Raw genomic sequence first — 25,459 nt, forward strand, 5'->3', positions numbered from 1 at the left:
AGAGAAAACTTATATTAAATTTTATTGGCAAACCTAGACAAAGATTTTTCATCTATGCTTTAATGAGCTTTACTATTATTAGAATACACAATTGAACAATTAATAGTCTTAAGCCAATTGTGTGCCGATTTTATTATCCAAGGAAAGGGATGAGGGGACAATGAGCAAAGCGAATCAGGTTGACTACAATTTTTGGATGACGGAAACTGACTTAGCACCTTCTACCTTAAAAGAAGCTTTTTTAAGCGTACAAGAACAATTACAAATCTTTGCTAACTCCTCAAATTTTGAGGAAACAATAAAAACAAGTTTTGGCAATAATTTTCAACAAGCAGAAATTGAGAGTATTCATCAAGCTTGGCAAACAAATGATTTTCGAGAAATACCAACGATTGCGATCGCTAATTCTACGCAATTAGGAGGTGCAAAAGGAGTTTATATAAGCGAAACCGATCAGATTTTTTTGGCTAGGGAATTTATTAACTCCGCCTCTCTTGAAGAAATTGCTAGTGTTTTATTAGAAGAAATTGGTCACGGTATTGATCATAAAATTAATCTTGCAGATACTCAAGGAGATGAGGGAGAACTTTTTGCAGCTTTAATACAAGGTAAAACTTTAGATCAAGCAACCTTAGATCGCTTAAAACAAGAAGATGATACCGCAACAGTTAGTTTAAATGGACAGATTTACAAAATTGAACAGTCGGCAGGAAATTGGGATCTAAATGCTTTAAAAGCGACTTTAACGGGTTTAGATAATTCTTTAGCTAAATTACAAGAGTCTTTGAGTAATCAACTTCTCAATAATAGCTTTTTAAATGATCTAATTGGCGATCGTTTAAACACCAATCAAGGGATAGCATTACTCGATAATATTCGTGGAGTAATTCGTAACGTACTAAATACTACAACATTAGTTACACCGCAACAGTTATGTACAAATCTTAATACAGCACTACTTAATAAAGGTTTACAGGGAATAAATTTTACATTTACTTCCCAAAATAGTACAGAAGCTCGTTATAGTTTAAATCTCAACTCTACTATTTCTAATACTTTTAATATAGATACAGATTTAGGACTACCTAGACTAGGTTTCAATCTTAATGGTTCAGTTAAAGCGGATGTCGTTTTTAACAGTATACTCAATTTTGGCATAAATTTACAAAATGATAGTTTTTTCTTAGATACGAGTAATCCTGATGAACTTAAAGTTAGTGTAAATGTTAGTAATCAAAATGCTTTATCAGGACAATTAGGATTTTTATCATTAAATGCTTTGGATTCTGGAGCGAATAAAGCTTTCAAAACTAGCTTAGATTTTAAATTAGATTTAACAGATAGTGATAATCGTTTAAATCTTTCTGAATTAAATGGTGCCAGTTTCAATCCTAGCTTATTTGGTAATATTAACATCAATCCTAACATCAAATTAGGAAGTAATTCTCTTTCTTATTTACCAAAATTCAATACAGATCTATCTTTTAATAGTAGCTATAATTTCTCAACTCAACAGTATAATAGTTCAGGTTTACAATTTAATAACGTGGGAATAGATTTATCTTCTATTCTAGGTCCCATCAATAGTTATGTTAGTAAAATTAAAGCATTTACCGATCCATTTAAACCCATTCTTGATTTTCTTAATAAACCTTTACCCGTTTTAGATAAATTTGGTCTGCAATATACAATTCTTGATCTGATTCCTGTTCTAGCAGCAGCATCAGGGCGCAAAGTAACGATTAACACAGATTTTATTAAAAGTTTAAATACGATAAATCAAATTATCAACACCTTAAATAGTATTGGTAATACAGGAATAGTTAGTTTAGGACAATTTAATGTTAATGCTAGTAATTTCGATATTAATAGCTTGAATGGTTTAAATACCAGTGGTTTTATTAACGGTGTAAACCAAGCACAAAATTTATTTGGTAATGCTACTCAAAACAACCCATCTACAGTTAATATTTTTGCTGGTGCAACAGGGGGAGTATCTTTTGATCCAGTTATCCTAAAAAATCCTACTTCTGCCTTTGGTTTACTGCTAGGAAATCCCAATGTAGATTTATTTAATTTTACCTTACCTGGTTATACAGTTAGTGGGGGAGGTTTATTAACTTTTCCCATTTGGGCAACTCCACCTGTTAGCATAGGTTTTGGCGGCGAGATTAGTGCATCCATATCTCCTACTATCTACGGTTATGATGCTACAGGTTTACTAAAATATGCGAATACGGGAAACTATGAAAACATCTTTGATGGACTATATCTAAATAGCATTAATAAACCAGGATTCTATCTAGATTCTAAATTATTTGTCGATATCAACGCAGGAATTAGAGGTATCGCCAGTGTGGGAGGTGAAGCTTATATAAAAGGAGATTTGGATTTCATAATTAACGATCCTAACCTAGATGGTAAAATTCGTTGGTTAGAATTCAAAGATAACTTTAATAAAGGTTTGTCTTCCGTTTTTAATGTATCTGGTGGAGTTTCTGCGGGAGCAAATATTTATATAGAATACCTCTCCTTTAATCCAGGTAGTTGGTTATCAGGAGATGTATTTGAGCGTGAAAATATAGTTAGTTTCGGCCCTATTCCAATTCCAGGGTTAGAGTTTGCAACTGGGCCAAAACCCACCAATCCACCACCACCACCGCCAAACTTAGCTTTTTTGGGTAGTGGCGTATTAAAACTTAATGTAGGAATATTAGCGATCGCCCGAACCAATCAAAAAGAAGATGTAGGAGAAAATTACGAACTCAGTGGCAATAGCGCACAAGTCACAGTTAAAGGAGCAATCCAAGGACAATATACCGAAACTTTTGCCGGTGTCAATCAAGTAGTTGGAAATAGTGGACTTGGGAACGATCGTCTAATTGCCACTAATTTAGCTGTTTCAGTGAATTTTAGAGGAGGATTTGGGGACGATGTTCTTAGTGGTGGCTCTGCCAATGATACCCTTAGTGGTGAGGATGGTAACGATACCTTAACTGGAAATGCTGGCAATGATTACCTTTCTGGGGGAGATGGCAATAATTTATTAGAAGGAGGGGATGGCAATGATACCCTTAATGCAGCAGGTGGAACAGATACCCTAAGAGGCGGCAATGGAAATGATAACTTAATAGCTGGAATCGGCTATGATAGCCTTTCTGGTGGACTAGGAGACGATACCTTAGATGGTGGAAATGATACCGATACCCTACAAGGTGATGATGGCAATGATAGCTTAATTGGTGGCTCTGGCGATGACCAGTTATTCGGCGGTGTTGGAAATGATACCCTTTTGGGAAGTTTTGGAAATGATAATCTTTCTGGAGGCGATGGAAATGATACCCTAGAAGGCGGTTTAGGGAATGATACTCTATCTAGTGGTCTTGGTAATAATCTTCTTAAAGGTGACGAGGATAATGATTTACTAATTTCAGATTCTGGTATAGATAGTCTAGAAGGTGGTACAGGAGATGATACACTAATTGCGGGAAATGCAGGAAATCTCTTACAAGGCGGTTTTGGAAATGATAGTCTAATTGGTGGTAGCGGGAACGATACCCTTAGAGGAAATGAAGGCGACGACATCCTAACTGGTGGTGAAGGTATTAACTCTCTAGACGGGGGAGATGGCAACGATAGTTTAGTTGGTGGTAATAATAATGACACCCTTATTGGCGGCACAGATAATGATTATTTAGTTGGTGGTGAAGGGATTAACTCTCTAGATGGGGGAGATGGCAACGATTATTTAGTTGGTGGTAATAATGATGATACCCTTATTGGCGGCTTTGGTGATGATGTTCTCATCAGTAATGATGGACTTAATCTTCTAATTGCTGGAGACGGAAACGATAATTTAGTCGGTAATAATAATAAAGATACTCTCATAGGAGATGCGGGGAATGATACCCTCATTGGGCAAGGAGGAAATGATTCCTTAGTAGGTGGTACTGGTACAGACTATCTAAGCGGAGATGATGGCATAGATAACCTCAGTGGAGGTTCAGATAATGATACCCTCATTGGTGGCAGTGGTGACGATAATCTATTAGGGGATGATGGAGACGATAACCTATTAGGTGGAATAGGACAAGATAAATTAACAGGAAGTACAGGTAATGATTACTTAGCAGGAGACGAGGGTAATGATACTCTTGAAGGGGGTACAGGTTTTAATACTTTACAAGGTGGTATAGGAAACGATGTTCTCATTGGTGGAGATTTATCCGATACCTTGCTAGGTGGTTCAGAAAATGACTCATTAAAAGGAGAGGGGGGAAGTGATCAACTTTATGGTGGGTTTGATCAAGATACTATAGAAGGTGGTCTAGGTAGTGATCAACTTTATGGAGAAGAAGGGAATGATTACCTATTGGGTGGTGCAGACAACGATACCTTAGAGGGTAGTTTTGGAAATGACACCCTTTTTGGAGACGCAGGAGATGATAAGCTTTTCGGCGGTGATTTAGACGATAAATTAGAAGGTGGTGATGGTAACGATGAACTCAAAGGAGATGCCGGCAATGATACAGTATTAGGCAATTTAGGACAAGATACTATATATGGTGGTGCTGATAGCGATTCTTTAGTTGGTGGAAATGAAAATGATACCCTGTATGGCGGTAATAATACGACTGATGCCGATGGTAATGATACACTAATTGGGGGCTCAGGGCTTGATTTTCTGGATGGGGATTTAGGAGATGATTCTCTGCAAGGGGAAGCCGATAACGATATCCTAGAAGGTGATGAAGGTAATGATACCCTAGAAGGCGGTTTAGGCGCGGATGATTTAAAAGGTGGTAAAGGAAATGATCTCCTCAGAGGGCATACAATTGTACTTAATACCCAAACTCCTAACGGTGACGGCAATGATAATTTAGATGGGGGTGAAGGTGACGATGAACTTTGGGGAAGTGACGGCAATGATACCCTCATTGGTGACGCAGGCAACGATACTTTAGTCGGTGATGATACAGATAATCCGATCGCTTCGACTTTAAAAGGAGGAAATGACAGCTTAGAAGCTGGCGCGGGTAATGATTATCTCTATGGTGGAATAGGAGATGATGTTCTTAAAGCTGGTTCAGGGTTCGATCGACTTTATGGCGGTATTGGGAATGATACTCTGTATGGTTATAAAGGGGAACCAGAAGATCCCGAAAAAGACGGGGTAGTGTATGTTTTAGCTCCTGGCTCTGGTACAGATACTATATATAATTTTGATGGCAAAAAAGATGTCATTTTTCTCACAGGTGGATTAAGTTTTAGTTTTATTGAGATAGCACAAGATATTAAACCCGATGGCAAAATCTTTACAAAAATTATTGATCTCGATACCCAACAGATCTTAGCCGAATTTATTGAGATTACTAAAGATCAAATTAATCGTTCTAATATTGATGAACAGAATGTATCCCCGGATAGGCTAGAATTTCAGAGTAAAAAGCCTATTTATGCTAGAGAAGAAACAATTAGTTTAGTCGATGCTCAGGTACGAGATCCTAATGGTGCTGATGACCTTGAAAAAATCGACTTTTGGTTAAAAAATCCTGATGGAACTTGGCGAGATTTCCGAGATGTGGGGATAACTGGCGTTAAGTTTGGAAATGCCGACTGGGGAGATTTTGATAACGATGGCGATTTAGATATCTTAGTAACAGGTTATAGTTCAGCCCAAAGAGCAGATGGACAAGGGGATCAAATATTTGATTTAGTTCCTGTCAGTAAATTATACCGTTTTGATAAGCCTAGTAATCAATTTATCGAAGTTTTGGATCTCAGCAATGTACAAGCTTCTTTTGATTTAGTACAAGGAGGACTTCCAGCGATCGCTCAATTGTTTAATAGTACAGTGATCTGGAAAGATATTAATAATGATGGACTCTTAGATATCTTGCAAACGGGAAGCATTCAAAAAGGATGGAATGCAATTCTTAATATTTATTTACAAACTAGCACAGGTAACTTTACTGCTCCCCAACAACTCCAACTACAGCAAACCGCCAGTACAGAAGTCAATTGGTTCAGACTAAATGCCGATAATACCCTCGATTTGACGATGGGAAGAGGTATATTTCTTCTCAATAACACTAATAATGTTTTTAGTATTACTCAGCGCTTATCCAATGCTTTTAAGCAACAATTAGGTTCTAATCAAGATGATATTTCTAACGACCTAACAAGAGATCAAGCAGGAAATCTTTATATTACGGGCTATACAGAAGGTTCTCTAGATGATGATACTACTAATCCTAATCAAGGTGAAAATGATGCTTTCATTGCCAAATATGCACCAGATGGTACTTTATTGTGGAAGCATCAGCTTGGTACTAATAATAGCGATTCTGCGAATAGTATTACTACAGATGGGGCAGGAAATCTTTATATTACGGGCTACACAGAAGGTTCTCTAGATGATGATACTACTAATTTTAATCAAGGTGGTAGTGATGCTTTCATTGCCAAATATGCACCAGATGGTACTTTATTGTGGAAGCATCAGCTTGGCACTAATACTTACGATTTTGCTAGTAGTATTACTACAGATGGGGCAGGAAATCTTTATATTACGGGCTCCACTTTCGGTTCTCTAGATGATGATACTACTAATCTTAATCAAGGTGGTAGTGATGCTTTCATTGCCAAATATTCACCCAATGGGACTTTATTGTGGAAGCATCAGCTTGGCACTGATTATGACGATTTTGCTAGTAGTATTACTACAGATGGGGCAGGAAATCTTTATATTACGGGCAACACTTACGGTTCTCTAGATGATGATACTACTAATCCTAATCAAGGTGGTAGTGATGCTTTCATTGCCAAATATGGCCCCAATGGTAATTTATTGTGGAAGCATCAGCTTGGCACTGATTATGACGATTCTGCTAACAGTATTACTACAGATGGAGCGGGAAATCTTTATATCACCGGCAATACTCGCGGTTCTCTAGATGATGATACTACTAATCCTAATCAAGGTGGTAGTGATGTTTTCATTGCCAAATATGCACCAGATGGGACTTTATTGTGGACTCGTCAGCTTGGCACTGATGGTAACGATTATGCGAATAGTATTACTACAGATGCAGTGGGAAATCTGTATATTACGGGCAACACTTACGGTTCTCTAGGTGGTCCTAATCAAGGTAATCTTGATGCTTTCATCGCCAAATATGCACCAGATGGGACATTATTGTGGATTCGTCAGTATGGCACTGATAATTACGATTATGCTAGTAGTATTATTGTAAATGAAGCGAACAATCTTTATATTACGGGCTACACTGAGGGTTCTCTAGATGGTACTAATCAAGGTGGTAGTGATGCTTTCCTCCTCAAGATAGATTTAGGAACAGTAACCTCTTCAGAATGGACAGATTTGAACGGCGATGGCATACAAGATCGTTTGCTACAAACGACTTATGATAATCAAAACAGAGGTTATACTCGCATCTATCAAAATGACAATGGTACTCTTACTCTTCTTAATACTAATTTAGCACGAGTTTTGGATGGGTCTGCCGTCTGGGGCGACTACGACAAAGATGGTCAACAAGATGATATTCTGCTAACAGGAATAGATAACACTACTCAACTGACAATTACCAAAATATATACATTCAATAATACGACTAATGCTTTTAAAGAAATTCCTTTAAAACTAGCCATTGATGCTAACAATAACGGAATACTTGACGGAACAGAGGCAAATAATTTAACGACCATTACAGGTATTTTTAAAGGCGATATTGTCTGGGCAGATTTTGACAAAGATGGTAAATTAGATATTCTATTAACAGGATTTGGCGATCAAACTCGCCGTACTGCTGATGGCTCAAGAGTTCCCGTTCCTATTACTAAACTTTATCGCTTAGTCGATGCTAATCAAGGGATTTATTTTGATGCCAATATCGGCTTAAGCGGTGTTGCAAATAGTTCGGTAGAAGCAAAAGATTATGATAATGATGGTGATTTAGATTTACTGATTACTGGTGAAGATATTTTTGTCAGACCCGAATCTGAGGGAAATGTTTCGATTCCTGAACTGGAGGGAGGAAATCCCACAACAACCATTTATCGGAATGATTCTTTTAATAATTCAGGTCAGTTTACAGGCTTTAAATTCACTAATCCTATCTTTGATGTTAATGAAAACGATCGCCGTTGGGCAGAATTTGTTTATCAATTCCAAAGTAGTAGTCTACAACCCGGAGTTTATGAACTCAAAGGCATTGCTTCAGATCATGGTACATCAGGAATAGAATTAGTACCAGGCTATGGTGAGGATAGTAATAGTTATGTCGCCGTTTTTGATGGAAATGATTATATACAAATAGGTGATAAACCAGAACTTGTTCTTACTAATAATTTTACCCTAGAAGCCCGAATCAAGCCTAACAGTAATGCTAACTATTCTACAGAATTTGGCGGCATAATCCTTAACAAAGAAGACGAATATGAATTTGCCATTTTTGGAGACGGAACTCTGGGATTAGCTTTTGCAAATACTGTTCCAGGCTTTAATTGGATTTATACTAATTATTTTGTTCCTACTAATAAATTTACTCAGATCACTATTACCTATGAATCAGGTATTATTAAAACTTATGCAGATGGTGTTTTAGTTCATACCTATAATGGCTCTGGAACGGTGGGTGATATTGGCCCACAGTGGAATGATTTTCGTATTGGTGGGAGACAAAGCAATCCTGGCGAATACCTTTTTCAAGGTCAAATAGATGAAGTGCGGGTTTGGAATACAGTAAGAACTTCTGAACAAATCGTGGAAGCTTATGACACCAACCTAGTAGGAAATGAAGCGGGATTAGTCGGCTATTGGAACTTTGATCAAAATCCTTCTAGTCTAGTTGAAGATGTTAGCAATAATAACAATAGTGGTAGTTTAATAGGATCAACATTAGCCCGTACTTTTATCGGTACACAAAAGCAAAATATCTTCGTTATTGGAGATAAAGACCAAAATTTCTATAATGAAACTATTATTATTCAAGACTTTAACCCTAATCTAGATCTAATCTTGCTTTATGGCAATCAAGATGACTATTCACTGAGTAAGGAAGGGGAAAATACTCGCATTACTCATAATAATTCATCTTTAAACATCCTGATTGTCGGAGTCATTTTGAAGGACAAGGATTTAAGCACTGATTTAATTCAAGGTGTGGTAATTTTTGCCTCTGCTCAACAAGATAATACTGAAACCGTTAGCTTTGTCGTTACTGAGCAAGGGGGTAATGGCGATGATTATTTAGATCCTAATACTAATCTAGATCCTGGACAAACTTCACCAGATACTAGCAAAGATGGTACTATTGTTGACCAAACTCAATTAATCGAAAGTGCCGACGGACTACTCAAAATACTACCCGATGTATTTGGTGCTTTAGCTGGAGGAAGTGGAAACGATACCTTAATCGGTAGTCAAAATAAAACAGAGCGTTTAGCACCAAATGTATTTGTTACCTATCTTGACGGTGGTGCGGGTAATGATGTGCTTAAAGGTAGCAAACTTAATAGCCAAACAGACTTACTATTAGGTTGGGAAGGAGACGACAAACTAGACGGTTTATTAGGACGCAATTACCTTTCTGGTGGTAGTGGAAATGATACTTTAATCGGTAATATTAATAGTGACACTTTAGAAGGTGGTGCAGGCAACGATACAATTAATGGCGGGGGAAACAATGACGGTGATACTGTTGTATATAGTAATTCTCCAGCAGGGGTGAAAGTTAATCTCAGTTTAGCAATAGCTTCTAACGATGGTTATGGTGGAAAAGATACCTTTGTTGCCGCAAGTATTGAAAACATAATCGGTTCTAACTTCAACGATTCTTTAATAGGAGACACACAAAATAATCAAATTTTTGGTAATGCAGGAAATGATACTATCAATGGTGATTTAGGCAATGACCTTCTTAACGGTGATAGTGGTAATGATAAACTGCAAGGAGGCAATGGGTTTGATACTCTGATTGGTGGTGGGGGCAAAGATACTCTTATCGGTGGTATGGGAGTAGATACCTACTTGCTGTATGCACCTTTACTAACTCTCGAACAAGCTTTTACAGCCTTGGGAGGGGATGTCAAAAATCGGGGTACTATAACAGCTAATGGGATCACTGTTTCTTGGGAAACTTTCCGACTGTGGGCAGATAAGAGCCGTTGGAACGGTCAAGTACAGTGGCAGAAATACCAAGAAATCGGACTAGAACCCGATGAACAACAGTATAACAAAATCGGTAGTAACCCGAAACAAGGCTGGCTAAGACAGACGATCGCTGGAACTCAAATCATCGAGGAAAATAGTGAAGAAGATACTTTAATATTCTATGCTGATGCGCCTCTTTCTAGAACAGGGTTAAATACTGGAAGAGTCGGCTTTTTGCAAACAGGCAATGATTTAATTATCGACATCAATAAAGACGGAGTGGCTGAAACTGACCAAGATTTAACGATCAAAGACTTCTTTAATGGTAATCAAGGCGGTGCGGGTAGTATTAGCACCCTGCGTTTGTTAGGATTAGAAGCAACTTACTACAAAAATAAGAATTTTATCGATCCCGTTCTCAATCGCATCGATCGTAATATAGATTTTAATTGGGGAAATGGTGCGCCTAACCCCCTAGGAAATAAAACCGACGAATTTTCTATTATTTGGCAAGGATACATTAAGCCTACTGTAACAGGCGTTTATGACATTAAGCTAGACAAAGATTTAGATGCCAATGCACGCTTATTTATCGAAAGTTGGAAAGTTATCGGTAGTGTGCGACAAAAAATCTTAAAAGAAATAGTTGGGGGTGAGGGTTTTGTTTCCCTCGATGCTGGACAAGAACATTTTTTGCGTCTTGAGTATACTGAAAATACTGGAGATGCCAAAGTTCAACTCATGTGGAAATTGAACACGGAACCTGTAGCAGCTTATCGCCCCATTGCTGAAGAACAATTACTGTCGCCTCAAACAATTACGGCTGCTGATATTCTTAATACTAATAAAGACTTAAGTGCAAATTTCCGAGTCGATTTTGGCCAGTTAGAAAGTAAAGGTTGGCGTAGTTCATCTACTTGGGGAGACTTTAACAACGATCGCAAATTAGACTTTTTACTAATTGGACAAGATGATTATGGTAATGGAATCGCCAGAGTTTATCGTAATACGGGGACAGGATTTACCCAAATAAATTTAGGTGGCTTTGAGCGGTTTGATACAGCAATCTGGATCGACTACAACAATGATGGTTATTTAGATATTTTAGCCACAGGAGTTAACAAAAATTCTCAAAATCAAGCGGAGTATCGAGTTAAAGTTCTCTTAAATCAACAAGGACCAAATTTTGTTGAATTAATTTCTAATCGTTTATCCGAGGTATACGAAAATTCAATCCAAGCGACTGCTACTGATTTAGATAATGATGGCAAATTGGATATTATTATTACTAAAGACAATCAAATTAAATTGCTTTTTGGTAATGGGAATAACCAAACCTTAAATTCTGTAGTTGTTGATGCGAGTATTACTACAGTTGATTTGAATGGAGATGGTTATAAAGAAATTATTTTAACAAGTAAAAATAACAATCAACAAGGACAACAAGGAGGAGCTTTATATGGACAATTAACTACTTCTGATAATTCCATCAATGGAAAATATTATGAAGAAATAAATTTATCAAGTTTAATTTCTATTTTAACGGATGGTTTAGTATATGAAATTAGTTTAAAATCTAATGATTTTGATGCTTATTTAGAAATTATTGATCCTAGTAAAAATAATAGTGTTGTTGCCTTTGATGATGATAGTGGTGAAGGATTAAATTCTTTCCTGAATTTTACCTATACTTCTAATAGTTTTAATAATTTTATTATTCGAGTGACAACCTATAGATCTGATGAAACTGGAAATTTTGAATTGAAGGTAAAACCTGTTATCAATAACATTGCGGTTTTCCAAAATAGCAATAGTGGTCAAACATTCACACAATTAACTCAACAGCAATTAGGGATAACTGGCTTAGATGCTGTTGCGATCGCGGACTATGATTTAGATGGAAAATCGGATCTATTAATTACGGGGCAAGATATCACCAGAACCTATATAAACAACAGTAGTAATAACGATATTGTATTCACGGAAGCCAAAGGTTATCGACGCAAAGAAACTTTAACTAATAACAAACTTAATCCTTTACGGACTGGTTCTTATTATTTCGCTTACCAATTAGCTACTTTAGTTAGTAATCCAGATCAAGAACAGTTAATAGAGATTCGTCTTAATAGCACCGTTTTTGATCCCTATTTACAAATAGTTATACCTAATAACGTTAATCCTAATCAATTTGAACTCATTACCTATGATGACAGTAATGGAGGAGGTTCAAACTCATTAATTAGCTTTAACTATACCCCTGATTTTAGAGATGCTCAAGTCTGGGTTACTACTTATAATCCTAATAAGACGGGTAAATTTGAATTAGCTGTAACGGGTGTAGGTTTACCAGGTAGTATAAATGGTTCTGCCGCTTGGGGCGATTTTAATAATGATGGGGATCTAGACGTTGTATTAACAGGCACTAACGCAGAAGGCAACTTTTCTAAAGTTTTTCTTAATCCTGCCATCGGCAATACTCAAAGCAAAATTTTTGTAGAACAGTCTACCCTTCTTCCTGGATTACAAAACGGATCAGCCACTTGGGGCGACTATGATAATGATGGAGATTTAGATTTATTTCTCACTGGTGGGTTAGGTAGTAGTGGTCAACCTTTTGCTCAACTCTACACTAATAATACTTATAACAATGGTTCAGGAACAGCTAATCAACGTCCTCCTAAACCAACAGGATTAACTCAAACGGGGACTGGAAAAGGCATTACTTTAGCTTGGGATAGTATTATTTCTGCTACTGAACCCCAGACTACCTACAATATTAGAATTGGTACAACTTCAGAAGGAATTGACGTACTTTCTCCCCTTGCAGATAATTTGGGGAATAGAAAAGTTGCCGACATCGGTAATGCAGGATATGAGCCCAGTAAAATTGTGCATTTAGCCAAAGGTATAACGTACTACTGGAGCGTGCAGTCCATTGATAATGGTTTTTTAGGCTCACCTTTTGCCACAGAAAAACAGTTTACCACTAATCCTTTTAGCACAACTTTACAGCAACAACTCGGTACAACGTCGCTCGATCAGGCTTATGATCTAACAAGAGATCAATCAGGACATCTTTATATCACAGGACGCACTAAAGGTTCTCTAGGTGGTATCAATGAAGGTGGTTTTGATGCTTTTATTGCCAAATATGCAAACGATGGTACTTTATTGTGGACACGTCAGCTTGGTACTCCTAGTGATGATTCTGCTAATAGTATTACTAGCGATGGTGCAGGAAATCTTTATATTGCGGGCGAGACTAAAGGTTCTCTAGAGAATAATACTAATCAAGATAATTCCGATGCTTTCATTGCCAAATATGCAAACGATGGTAGTTTATTGTGGACACGTCAACTTGGTACTCCTAGTGATGATTCTGCTAATAGTATTATTAGCGATGGTGCAGGAAATCTTTATATTGCGGGCGAGACTAAAGGTTCTCTAGAGGATACGAGTAAAGGACTTACCGATGCTTTTATTGCCAAATATGCAAACGATGGCTCTTTATTGTGGAAGCGTCAGCTTGGTACTCCTGGTGATGATTTTGCGAGAAGTATTACTAGCGATGGTGCAGGAAATCTTTATATTGCGGGCGAGACTAAAGGTTCTCTAGAGAATAATACTACTCAAGATAATTCCGATGCTTTCATTGCCAAATATGCAAACGATGGGTCATTATTGTGGACGCGTCAGCTTGGTACTGCTAGTGATGATACTACGAGAAGTATAAAGAGCGATGGTGCGGGAAATCTTTATATTGCGGTCAATACGAAAGGTTCTTTAGGGGGTACTAATCAAGGACTTACCGATGTTTTCGTTGCCAAATATGCAATAGATGGTACATTATTGTGGTCTCATCAGCTTGGCACTCCTAGTGATGATTTTGCCAATAGTATTATTACAGATGAAGCAGGAAATCTTTATCTCACGGGTTCCACTGACGGTTCTTTAGCAAGTCCCAATAAAGGTCAGCGCGATGCTTTCGTTGCCAAATATGCACCAGATGGAAAATTATTATGGACTCGTCAGCTTGGCACTTCTAACGCTGACGCATCTAGAGATATTGTCAGCGACGGTGCGGGTAGTCTCTTTATTGCGGGCTTCACCGACGGCTCTCTAGGCGGTACAACTAAAGGTAATACTGATGCTTTTCTACTACAAATTATTGGCCCCGATTTAGTAGCCCCTGTTCTCGTTACTAATAACACCATTACAGCAGATTATGATCATGATGGTAGACTCGATAAAGCCGTTTTAGCAGGAAATACCCTAACTATTTCTCGTGGTACGGGCAGTGGTTTTGAAGCCTATGCCGATCAAATTCCTCTCAATGGGACTTATAATACTCTCACCCATAGTGATGTTGATGAAGATGGGGATTTAGATATTATCCTACTTAACACCAGTAATGGAGCCTCTCAAACCCTCCATAATGAAGCAGCCCGAAGCAATCAAGCACCTCTTACCCCTATCTTGGCGCAAAGCTTTGTTAATGGATCTAATGTTATCTTTACTTGGTCACCAGGCAGCGATAACCTAACTGCATCAGATGCTTTAACCTACAGATTAACCTACAGAACAAGCACTAATGTTAATCAAACTATTCTTATTTCACCCAATCCAGCTTTAGTCCCGTCCCAAACTAGCCAAGTTAACCAAAAATCTATTAATACCGATGGTAAATTTACATGGACGTTAAATAATCTCGCTCCAGGTACTTATGACTGGAGTATTCAAACTTTAGATGGTAGTCTCTTTGCTTCTCCAAGTTTCACAGAGCAATCATTTACTATTCTTCCCCCTCCTCCTGTTCTTCCAAACATTAACTTTAACAGTACATCCTTCAACATCACCGAAGGGGATTTAGGAGATAAATTATTAGAAGTAACACTAATTCTTTCTCAAGCTAGTCTCGAAACCGTTACAGTAGACTTCAGTGCGTATAAAGATACAACTGATACAGCTTCAGAAAATATAGATTTTCAACCTTTAATTGGTACAGTTACCTTTGCACCAGGTCAAACCAGCAAGACTTTTACTATACCCATCAAAGGCGATATATTACCTGAATCGACGGAAACCTTTACTATCTCTTTACAAAGCCCTAGTAATGCTTTAATTAACACTAATAAGGCTAAAGTTTCTATTCAAAGTGAATCTAATGATGGGGTTGTTCTTCTCCCAGATTTACGGTTAACTAATTTGGTTAGTTCTAGTTACGCTATACAACTACAAACTATTGATTTATCTTGGACAGTTCGTAATATCGGACTTGGTGGTAACAATTCATCCCAGTATCCTACTTATATTTATCTTTCTGATGATAATCAATTAAGTGCGGACGATCGCCAACTCGATTTAATTTGGCCATCTCTACCGAATCCTAACGAAACTCAAACCTTAAGTTTACCGGTTACGATTCCAAATAATCTTAGTGGTATTAAATATCTTTTGGTGTCTGCGAATCCGACGCAAGATCCCCAAGAAACCGATAGCAGTAATAACATCCTCTCACAACCGATAACGATCGTACCTCGTCTTTTACCAGATTTGACCTTTGGTCAAGTTAGCGCACCCATCTCCGCTACCGTACCTGCTACTATTCAAGTTATAGCCAATATCAGCAATCTTGGACAAGGAACAGCCCTAGCGGGTTGGAAAATACAGGTTTACCTATCAAAAGATAATACACTGGATCAAGATACTCTACTCGCTACTACCGAATCTAATTTACCGCTCCTCAGTGGCTTTGAGACCAGTGTGACGATACAAGTTCCCCTTCCGCCATCAGGTTTCAATACTTCTAACTTGCTCTTGGTGGCTGTTCCTGCTGGTACTGATACGGATGCCGATACACGAAACAATACCATAACCAAAGCGATCTCACTCCAGTTTCCGACTCCCCAAGTTTCTCTATCCCTCACTCCTACTTCGACACCCGAAAATAGCACAACAAATACCCTGGTCTATACTTTCACCCGCAATGGCTCTTTAACTAATCCTCTTACTGTTAACTTTAATGTAGGTGGTACAGCCCAATTTAATACAGATTACACTCAAACTGGCGCTGCTTCTTTTTCTACAACTACTGGTAGCATTACTTTTGCGGCTAACTCAGCTACGGCTATTCTCACTCTTACCCCCAAAGACGACGCTATTTCAGAAGCCAATGAAACGGTAAGTATTACCTTAAAAAATAATAGCCTTTACGATCGCCTTACTACTACTTCTGTAATTGGCACAATTTCTAACGATGATTATGGCATACCATTAAATGACAATTTTATCAATGCTACAGTCTTAAATAATTCAACCTTAATGGTATTGGGTGCAAATGTCAAAGCAACTAAAGAATCAGGGGAAACAGGGCTATTTAATGATCTTACAGTTAACTCGGTCTGGTGGTACTGGACAGCCCCCACTACTAAACAAGTCACTTTTTCCACGAATGGTAGTAATTTCGATACGATTTTAGGAGTATTTACAGGAACAACATTAGCTAACTTAACTCCTGTTGCTCAAAATGATGATGGTGGTGATGGAGTACAAAGCATAGTTACCTTTAATGCAGTGGCAGGAACTCGTTATGCGATCGCTGTCGATGGAGCAGGTGGCAGTACTGGTGATATAGTGCTTAATCTACCTTTACTATATAGTCTACCGAGTTTGAGTATAGCTGATCTTAATGTAATAGAAGGAAATAATACTACTCAGGCTCAGTTGACAGTTACCTTAGATCAGGCTTCGCAACAAACAGTTACAGTAAAATACACGACTAACAACGGTACAGCCATTTCGGGTTCTGATTATACCTCTAAGTCTGGCCTTCTTACATTTAACCCAGGAGAAACCAGCAAAACTTTTACTATTCCTATTCTTGGGGATACCTTACTAGAAACAGAGGAAACTTTTACCGTCACCTTATCCGATGCTACTAACGCGAATATTGGTTTAGTTAATGCGGAAGTGAGTATCGCCGATAATGACAGCATTTCTGGTAACGATACACTAATTGGAACTTCAGAAAACGATACTCTTAATGGCGGTGCAGGAGATGATGTCCTTACGGGAGGGGAAGGCAATGATAAACTGGTTGGTGGCAATGGAAGCGATCGTCTGATTGAAATAGGAGATGTTAACTTTATTCTGACGAATAGTAGTTTAACAGGTAAAGGGACGGATACTTTAAGCACTATTGAAGAAGCTCAATTAACGGGAGGGATCAGCAACAACACCCTAGATGCTTTTGGGTTTAGCGGAAAAGTCACCCTAGAAGGAGGACTAGGCATAGATATTTTAATTGGTGGAGCTAATGATGATACTTATATTGTTGATAGTACCACTGATACGATTACTGAGTCAGCAGGCAGAGGCAATGATACGGTTAATTCTTCTGTGACTTTCAGCTTGGCTAACTTGGCTAATGTAGAGAATATTAACCTTTTGGGTACAGAGCCTCTCAGTGCGATCGGTAATAATAGTCAAAATAAACTGATAGGTAATTTAGGTAACAACCGACTCACGGGCGCACAGGGTAATGATATTTTAGATGGCTCTGGTGGTACAGATACTCTAGTTGAGTCAGGTAATGTCAATTTTGTTCTAACTAATGTACAACTCACTGGTAACGGCACAGATACTTTAATCAATATTGAACAAGCTCAACTTACAGGTGGTGCAGGAAATAATACTCTAAATGCTTCTAATTTTAGCGGGTCAGTAACTCTACAAGGAGGAGCAGGAATAGATACTTTAATTGGTGGAACTAATGATGATACTTATATTGTTGATAGTACCACTGATACGATTACTGAGTCAGCAGGTAAAGGTAATGATAGTATTATCTCCAGCGTTACTTTTAGTCTTGTTAACCTCGCCAATGTGGAAAATATAACCTTAACAGGAAATAGTTCCATCAAAGCTACAGGTAATAATAACAATAACCTTCTAGTCGGTAATTCTGGTAATAATACACTGATTGGCAATGGAGGTGATGATATTTTAGTAGGAATGACAGGTAATGATACCCTGACTGGTGGTTCTGGTAAAGATAATTTTGTCTTTAATGCTCCGAGTGAAAGAATTGATACCATTACTGATTTTAATGTGGCTAATGATACCATCAGCATTGCTTCTAATGGTTTCGAGGGTCAGTTATCGGTAGGTAGCTACATTACTACGGCTCAGTTTACGATCGGTACAACTGCCACAACGACCAACCATCGATTTATCTATAATTCTACTAATGGTGCTTTATTCTTTGACCAAGATGGTAGTAATAATGCTAACGCACCCATTCAATTTGCAACTCTTAATTCTGGATTAGCTATGTCTAATTTAGATATATTTGTATTAGTTTAATGGGATTATGTTTGGCGAAGTGGGTAGTTTAGCAAAAATGTTAAATTTTAATAACTAACCCTCTTCTGTCACCAAGAAGGAAACCTTGATCATTTCTCAATTTTATACCAATTCACTTTTCCAATGCTACAGGTTTTGATCCTCCCGCCTGCGGTTGGGGGGATCGCTAATCAGGATCTGTAGCCAAATTTTTTAGAATTGGTTTTAGAACTCTTATGTAGTGCGCGATCGCTTGATTATTTTCTAATTTAAAAAAAACAAGCTAGAAAAAAATCAAATTACTTGAAGCTAATTATACTTTTTCTTAAAAATTTTATACAGTTTTTCTCTATTTTCCAATTCTATTATTTAATTAAATAAATACCAAATCTATTATTAATAGAAAATAAGCAATTAATTGTTACTTTTTGTTGTACTATGTATCTTTATTAATAAGGTTTGTAGCGATAATTTATTAATACTTGACTTAGCTAGTCGTCGTCCTTTAGTGTAATAGTCTGCGCTCTATTAACAAAGTTAATTAGGTAAATATTTATGATTAATCGTCAAGAACTGAAACAATTACAATCTTTGACCAGTGTACCTGCTCTCTCTATTTTATTGCCGACACATCGCACTTCACCTGATAATAAACAAGATCCAATCCTCGTAAAAAATTTAGTAAACGAGGCAACAGAACGGCTAAGGGAAGAATTTTCTAATCGTGAGTTAGCACCATTACTTAATAATTTAGACAAACTGGTTAACGAGATCGATTATCCTCACACTCTTGATGGGTTAGCCCTGTATGTTAGCCACGATTTCGCCAAACTCTATTACTTACCTTTTTCTGTACCTGCGCGGGTTATTATCGATCAGACTTTTGCTACACGCGATTTGGTCTATGGAATGCACCGATCGCTACGTTATTGGGTCTTATTACTCTCTCAAGCGTCTACTCGCTTATTAGCTGGAACCGCAGAAACATTAGAAGAAGTTCAAGATAAAAACTTTCCAATGGAAATGACAGGGCCTGGAGGTACTGCACCCCTTCCCTATCATGCTGATTCTAGCTATCTAGACGATCGCCATCGTCGTTTTTTTCAACAGGTTGATAGTGCATTGACCTACTATGATGATCAAGAGTTTTTACCGTTGGTTGTAGGAGGAGTTGATCGACAAGTCTCTTTCTTTCAAGAGGTTACACAATATCCTCAATCGATCACAGGTATCATAACCGGAAATTTCGATAAAGCGACCCTCCCTGAATTAGCCCCGCAGGTGTGGTCAGCAATACAACCCGTTCGGGAAACGCAACGACAAGATGCACTTCAGGAATTAGAGAACGCGGTAAACGCTCAAATGGTCGTTTCTACTATTGGGGAAGTGTGGCGATTAGCTAATGAAGGGCGCGGAAAATTGCTTTTAGTTGAAAAAAACTATCATGTACCAGCGATCGTCACGGAAGATCAGCACCTTCAGTTAGTCGATGAACCAGGGGGAACCGAGGTAATGGATGATGCAGTCGATGAAATTATAGAAGCTGTTTTAGCCAAAGGAGGAAATGTTGTTATGGTAGACGATGGGTCATTATCGCTCTATCAACAAATTGCTCTAATTTTGCGCTACTGATACCCAATCTATAACGCTACTGACTTTGATTCAAACTCAGGTAGATTGGCAAGTTTGCGAATCAAGACTTTTACATTCATCCCTAAATAGTCTTGAGTCTCACCAAACCAAAAACCAGATAGAGGCATCACTTGGCTAGGATGACGAGCGATCGCTACTGGAATCAAATCAAAACCCGTTGTAATCTGATTCGTTGGGTCATAATTCCGCCATCCTGCACCAGGTAGATAGACTTGAAGCCAAGCATGGGTTGCACCTGAACCAATCATACCGACCTCACCGCCATCTAATGCCCCGTCATAAAGATAACCACTGACAAAGCGACAGGCTAACCCCAGTCGTCGCAAGGATTCAATCATCAGCCAGGCATAATCCCGGCAGGTTCCCGACTTTAAGCGCAGGGTTTCCCCCGGTGATTGAGTTCCTTCTGTTTCTCGTGATTGATAACTCAAGGTGTTCTTGATCGTATCCATCATCCTTTGCAACACGTCGAGGGTATGATCTTGGTCACCTGCAACAAAGTATTTAGCCCATGTAGCAACACTGCTATCGGGATCTTCAGCATGAGGACGCATGAACACGGAAAGATCGCTCCACTCATCGGGTGTGTACTGCACTGGAATTTCTAAAGCACGAGGATCTAAGGGAAATTCTGCGATCGCTTTTAAGCCAAAATGTTCAGCCCGTAACCGACAAGTGACGATTAACTCTTTAGCTGGTTCGCTGAATTCCAGTTCCGCTACATTGTTAGAAAGTGTATCCATAATCCATCGAATTTTACAAGGTACATTAGTTTCTACCAAGTAACTCAAAATCCGCTCACGATGAGTGGCACTGGGCAAAAAGACGGCGCGATGTTTCCCGAAAGTCACTGGATTACGATAGCTGTATGTGGTGATATGTTCAAGGTCATAAATAACGCTCATCGTTACTGTCCCTTATATTTTCTGTACCCATTGAAATTTTACATCCGAGGTATTAAAACGACTTTTAAACGCTTACAAAAATTAATTTAAAGTCGCCAAGTATTAACTTTAACAAGGTTTTTGTTGGTTTTATGCTTATTAAATATATACATTTCTTATAACTTACATCGTCAGAATAGAGAAATTTATTGATTCAATAACGCCTAAAATAGTTACTCTAAAAATGGTATTGAAAAACTAGAGGATAAAATTTTAGATTATGGATATCCGTCAATTCAACATACGCCAAACGATTATTGTGGCTATTTTAGTTTTGTATTTCGGTAAATACTTAACCAAACGGATTAAGTTTTTACAGAACTTTAATATCCCTGATGCTGTCTCAGGCGGTGTATTAGCCTCATTAATTCTTTGGTTCTGTTATGCTGTGTTTAAGTTTCAGATAGAATTCGATCTCGATATCCGCAATGCCCTCTTAATTATCTTCTTTACAACCATTGGACTTTCTTCTAAGCTGGAAACGCTGTTGCAAGGTGGAAAACCTCTACTAATTTTGTTGACTACTGCTGTAATCTATCTCTTTTTGCAAAATCTGACGGGGATAGGGATTGCTGCATTGATGGGTTTAGATTTGCCAATTGGCTTGATCTCAGGGTCGGTGTCTCTCAGTGGTGGACTCGGAACGGTGATCGCTTGGTCGCCGATTTTTAGGGACACATACGGAATTACTAATGCTTCAGAAATTGGGATTGCTAGTGCTACATTAGGTTTGGTTTTAGGTGGTATTGTTGGTGGCCCAGTCGCTAAATTATTGATTGTCAGGAATCAACTTGAATCGAACTATCAAGAAAAAGAACTAACCATCGGAATCAAGCACGGACAAAAGAATGTAACGATTGATTACAATACTATGCTAAATTCCTTTTTAGTGATAGGTTTTGCGATCGGTTTGGGAATTGAGCTTAATTATATAGTCGCTGCGATCGGTTTAAGATTACCAGATTTTGTGACCTGTTTATTGGCAGGGATATTCTTGACTAATACAACGCCTTATATTTTCAGACGCTTTCCTTGGCCTGCTAATACGCCTTCTCTTGCTTTAATTTCTGATGTCAGTCTTGGTTTGTTTCTAGCGATGTCGTTGATGAGTTTGCAGTTATGGACATTGGCAGGTATGGGCGGCCCGATCGCTGTTTTGCTGTTGGTACAATTTATAGTTAGTACGCTTTATACGATTTTTGTTGTCTTTCCCGTCATGGGCAGAACTTATAATGCGGCGGTCATTTCGGCAGGATATTCGGGGTTAACTTTGGGCGCGACACCAACAGCGATCGCTAATATGACTGCTGTTACCGAACGATTTGGGGCTTCTCCTCAAGCGTTTATTATTGTGCCTTTAGTGGGAGCTTTTTTTATCGATCTTGCCAATGCCTTTGTTATTCAGAAGTTTCTAAATTTTCTGAATTAATCATAGTTATAAAAAATTATTTCAGCCAATGAGATAAATCTCTTTGAATTAAATCTTGCAATGAAAGAATATCTTCTCGATAGGTTTCAATCAGTTGTAAGCGAATTTCTGGAGACATTTGCGGTTTTTCTAAATTATTATTTTGAATCGAAAAATATAAGTAATCGCGCAATTTTTCTGGTAACAATGGTCGAATGGCTTGCCGAATCGGTTTTGAAAGGCGAATCAGTTTTTGCACAGATGTGTTTTTTGGAAAACCTGTCACTTGATATTTAGTAGATGTATCAGGAACAAAATTACTATCAACGTCTAAAAACTGAAAGATAGATGATAAAGTTTTTTGAGGATGATTCTGGAAATCTTCATAAAGATGAATTTGTATTTGTTCTCGATCAAAAAGTTGGAAATATTTTTTAAGATATCGATAATAAAATCCTTTATATTGATAAAAAAATAGAGGAGATTCGCCAGCTTGTATCCGTTCTGGCTCTGCATCTAAAGCTAACTTAAAACATTGAATAGTTTCTTGTCCGTCACGTATGGCATGAAGAAAATTAGAATAAGCTCGCTCTACGGGATGACGAAGAATAGCAATTAGTTTAACATTCGGAATATGATGTTTAATGCGGGTAGGTGCGAAAAAACTAAATAAATACATAACTGAAGCTTCACCGATCGCTACTTCATCTTTAACGTTTTGAAATAGTGCTTGATAGCTAGTTAAATCCTGAATCCATTCATTAAGATTATTCTTTAGCCAAGGAATTTCAGGTGCATTAACCGAATTATTCTCAGTAGGGGAAGCAAAAAACCTAGGCTCTTTAATCGGACTCATATAAATCTGAGGATGCTGTTTAAGGTAATGATAAAGAGAGGTAGTCCCTGATTTTGTCGCACCGATGATTAAAAAATTGGGTAACATTTTCTGATACTGTTTATTAAAAAAACTCAAGTGTTGACAGGGCTATGGGAATAACGATCGCGGTGAAATTCAAACTTTGATAATTTTTCCATCGCATTACCGCCCCCAACCCCATAGCCGATCCCTTGTCCAATACCATCGACAACCAATCCCAGAATTAAGGTTAATAATAATTTTAGGGATAATAGAGATTGTAGCTGACGTTCTTGTAAGTGTTGCCAGATTCGACTTAAACGCATGAGAGGGATAAGCGGTGAGGCTACCACATAAAGTAATCTTTTTGAGAGAGACCACTGCTCATTAACACAGCGAGCGCCAGCAAAAAGTCTTCCGCAATAAAATTGTACCCGAAGCCAAACCAACAATTGTCCAAAATTGGTATGAGAAGCTTTTGCTAATGGTTCTAAATAAAGTTGATACCCTTTTGCTCGTAAATCCCAGTGTAAGATAGTTTCTGCTTCCATCATGGCTTCTAATTGGCTACCATAAATTAGTAGGATTTCCCGTTTGTAGCTACTATTATGCCCTGGAAGAAAGTCCACTATTCCCGCAGAAGTTGGCTCTAACCAAGGAGCATAAGCAATCAGCATATCTGCCCAACTCACCGAACTTTCTGGATTTCCATTGCGTAAAACAGGTCCTACTACCGCCCAAGGTTGTTGATGAGCTTGGATCAAATGTTCTGCCCAATCGGGATCAGGAAAGCAATGATCCTCTGCTAATGCGACAATTGGGGAAGTCGCTTGATGTATTCCGGCGGCGTATGCTGAAGCGAGCGAGTGCATATCTGGAATAGCGATCGTTTTTATTTGATAGAATTCTCTAAATTGCTCTACTTGCGGTGCTATTTCATTGACAGAGGGAGCAACAATAATAATTTCTAAGCTTTCTTTAACCGTTTGTTTTCGTAAATAGCTTAAGGTTTTAGCGATCGTCTCATAGGTGTCAGGAGTTGGTAAAATAACTGACATTTTAGATAAATTTTGCTCAAGCATAGGATTAAATCCGATCAAAATCTTGTTTAATGGTAAGACATAAACTATATTTTTAGACAAATAATTTTATTTCCCAGTAAATTATGCTGTAATAATGGAATTTATCGATTTTTCTATCATTATTGCTACCTACAATCGTCCAATCCAACTAACAAGTTGTCTAGAGGCGTTGACCCAAATTGACTACAGGGAATTTGAAGTGATTGTTGTCGATGATGGTAGCTCTGAATCTTTACAACCAATTATTTTACCTTTCCAATCACGATTAAAATTAACCCTAATTGAACAAAAAAATCAAGGCCCTGCGGCGGCGCGTAATGCTGGTGCGAAAATTGCTACAGGAGATTATATTGTATTTACAGATGATGATTGTATTCCTCAGTCAACTTGGTTAACTGCATTGGCAAAAAGCTTACAAGTTAATCCTAATAATCTTGTTGGTGGCAAAATCTTAAATGCTTTGCCTGATAATCCCTATGCGAGTACATCTCAAGGAATTATTGATGTGGTGTATGACTACTATCATACAGTTTCAAAACCATTACGTTTTTTTGCTTCTAATAACTTTGCCCTTTCCCGTGAGGCTTTCAACGATTTAGGCGGATTTAACGAGACATTTTGGGCTTCAGAAGATCGGGAATTTTGCGATCGCTGGCTTCAAGCGGGTTATTCTCTTACTTATATTCCTGAAGCAATTATTTTTCATGCCCATGACTTAAATTTAAGCAGTTTTTGGCAACAACATTTTAATTATGGACGAGGAGCCTATCGATTTTACCAAATTCGGGCCAAACGAGGCTCAGAGGGGTTGAAAGTTGAACCGCAGTTTTATCGAAATCTTGTACTCTATCCTTTTTCTTTTCCTTCGGTGAATCAGTTTTTTGTGTCATTTTGGCTAAACCTATTTATTGCTCAATTAGCTAATTTATTCGGTTATTTCTGGGAAAAAAGACAATTTATAACCAAAAAATCTAAATTATTCTATTAGAGTCATCG

General features: G+C 38.0%; 7 protein-coding genes. 4 read left to right on the forward strand and 3 right to left on the reverse strand.

All coding sequences use genetic code 11. The features are described from left to right. Nucleotides 1–160: 160 nt before the first annotated feature. Both C7H19_RS26675 and C7H19_RS07415 read left to right on the forward strand, forming a co-directional pair. On the forward strand, nt 161–18,541 hold the full coding sequence (locus C7H19_RS26675) for an SBBP repeat-containing protein (RefSeq protein WP_146136498.1): 18,381 nt from the start codon (nt 161–163) through the stop codon (nt 18,539–18,541). A gap of 534 nt (nt 18,542–19,075) precedes the next feature. Beyond that, nucleotides 19,076–20,152, forward strand: a complete 1,077-nt coding sequence (locus C7H19_RS07415; protein ID WP_106456246.1) for an AOC03_06830 family ribosome hibernation factor — start codon at nt 19,076–19,078, stop codon at nt 20,150–20,152. A gap of 8 nt (nt 20,153–20,160) precedes the next feature. Here the strand turns inward: C7H19_RS07415 and C7H19_RS07420 are convergent, their stop codons facing one another. Continuing rightward, nucleotides 20,161–21,078: a transglutaminase family protein gene (locus C7H19_RS07420; RefSeq protein WP_106456247.1), complete on the reverse strand. Its 918-nt coding sequence runs from the start codon at nt 21,076–21,078 to the stop codon at nt 20,161–20,163. A gap of 259 nt (nt 21,079–21,337) precedes the next feature. Between C7H19_RS07420 and gltS the strand changes: the two genes are divergently transcribed. Beyond that, nucleotides 21,338–22,546 (forward strand): sodium/glutamate symporter, encoded by a 1,209-nt coding sequence (gene gltS / locus C7H19_RS07425; RefSeq protein ID WP_106456248.1) that lies wholly within the window; start codon nt 21,338–21,340, stop codon nt 22,544–22,546. Nucleotides 22,547–22,562: 16 nt separating this feature from the next. Here gltS and C7H19_RS07430 read toward each other — a convergent pair whose 3' ends face one another. Beyond that, nucleotides 22,563–23,468, reverse strand: coding sequence for a sulfotransferase family protein (locus tag C7H19_RS07430; protein WP_106456249.1), 906 nt, complete (start codon nt 23,466–23,468; stop codon nt 22,563–22,565). A gap of 26 nt (nt 23,469–23,494) precedes the next feature. Continuing rightward, complete coding sequence (locus tag C7H19_RS07435) at nt 23,495–24,463, reverse strand: glycosyltransferase (RefSeq protein ID WP_106456250.1); 969 nt, start codon at nt 24,461–24,463, stop codon at nt 23,495–23,497. Nucleotides 24,464–24,557: 94 nt separating this feature from the next. Between C7H19_RS07435 and C7H19_RS07440 the strand changes: the two genes are divergently transcribed. Then, nucleotides 24,558–25,451 carry a glycosyltransferase family 2 protein gene (locus C7H19_RS07440; protein ID WP_106456251.1) on the forward strand — a complete coding sequence of 298 codons (894 nt, stop codon included), beginning with the start codon at nt 24,558–24,560 and terminating at the stop codon, nt 25,449–25,451. Nucleotides 25,452–25,459 lie beyond the last annotated feature (8 nt).

The sequence above is a fragment of the Aphanothece hegewaldii CCALA 016 genome (assembly GCF_003007785.1).
Taxonomy (GTDB): Bacteria; Cyanobacteriota; Cyanobacteriia; order Cyanobacteriales; family Microcystaceae; genus Chroococcus; species Chroococcus hegewaldii.

Bases quoted from the DNA above. Each gene is read 5' to 3' on its own strand.
- C7H19_RS26675 (WP_146136498.1), top strand. From the start codon at position 161: ATGAGCAAAGCGAATCAGGTTGACTACAATTTTTGGATGACGGAAACT.
- C7H19_RS07415 (WP_106456246.1), top strand. From the start codon at position 19,076: ATGATTAATCGTCAAGAACTGAAACAATTACAATCTTTGACCAGTGTA.
- C7H19_RS07420 (WP_106456247.1), bottom strand. From the start codon at position 21,078: ATGAGCGTTATTTATGACCTTGAACATATCACCACATACAGCTATCGT.
- gltS (WP_106456248.1), top strand. From the start codon at position 21,338: ATGGATATCCGTCAATTCAACATACGCCAAACGATTATTGTGGCTATT.
- C7H19_RS07430 (WP_106456249.1), bottom strand. From the start codon at position 23,468: ATGTTACCCAATTTTTTAATCATCGGTGCGACAAAATCAGGGACTACC.
- C7H19_RS07435 (WP_106456250.1), bottom strand. From the start codon at position 24,463: ATGCTTGAGCAAAATTTATCTAAAATGTCAGTTATTTTACCAACTCCT.
- C7H19_RS07440 (WP_106456251.1), top strand. From the start codon at position 24,558: ATGGAATTTATCGATTTTTCTATCATTATTGCTACCTACAATCGTCCA.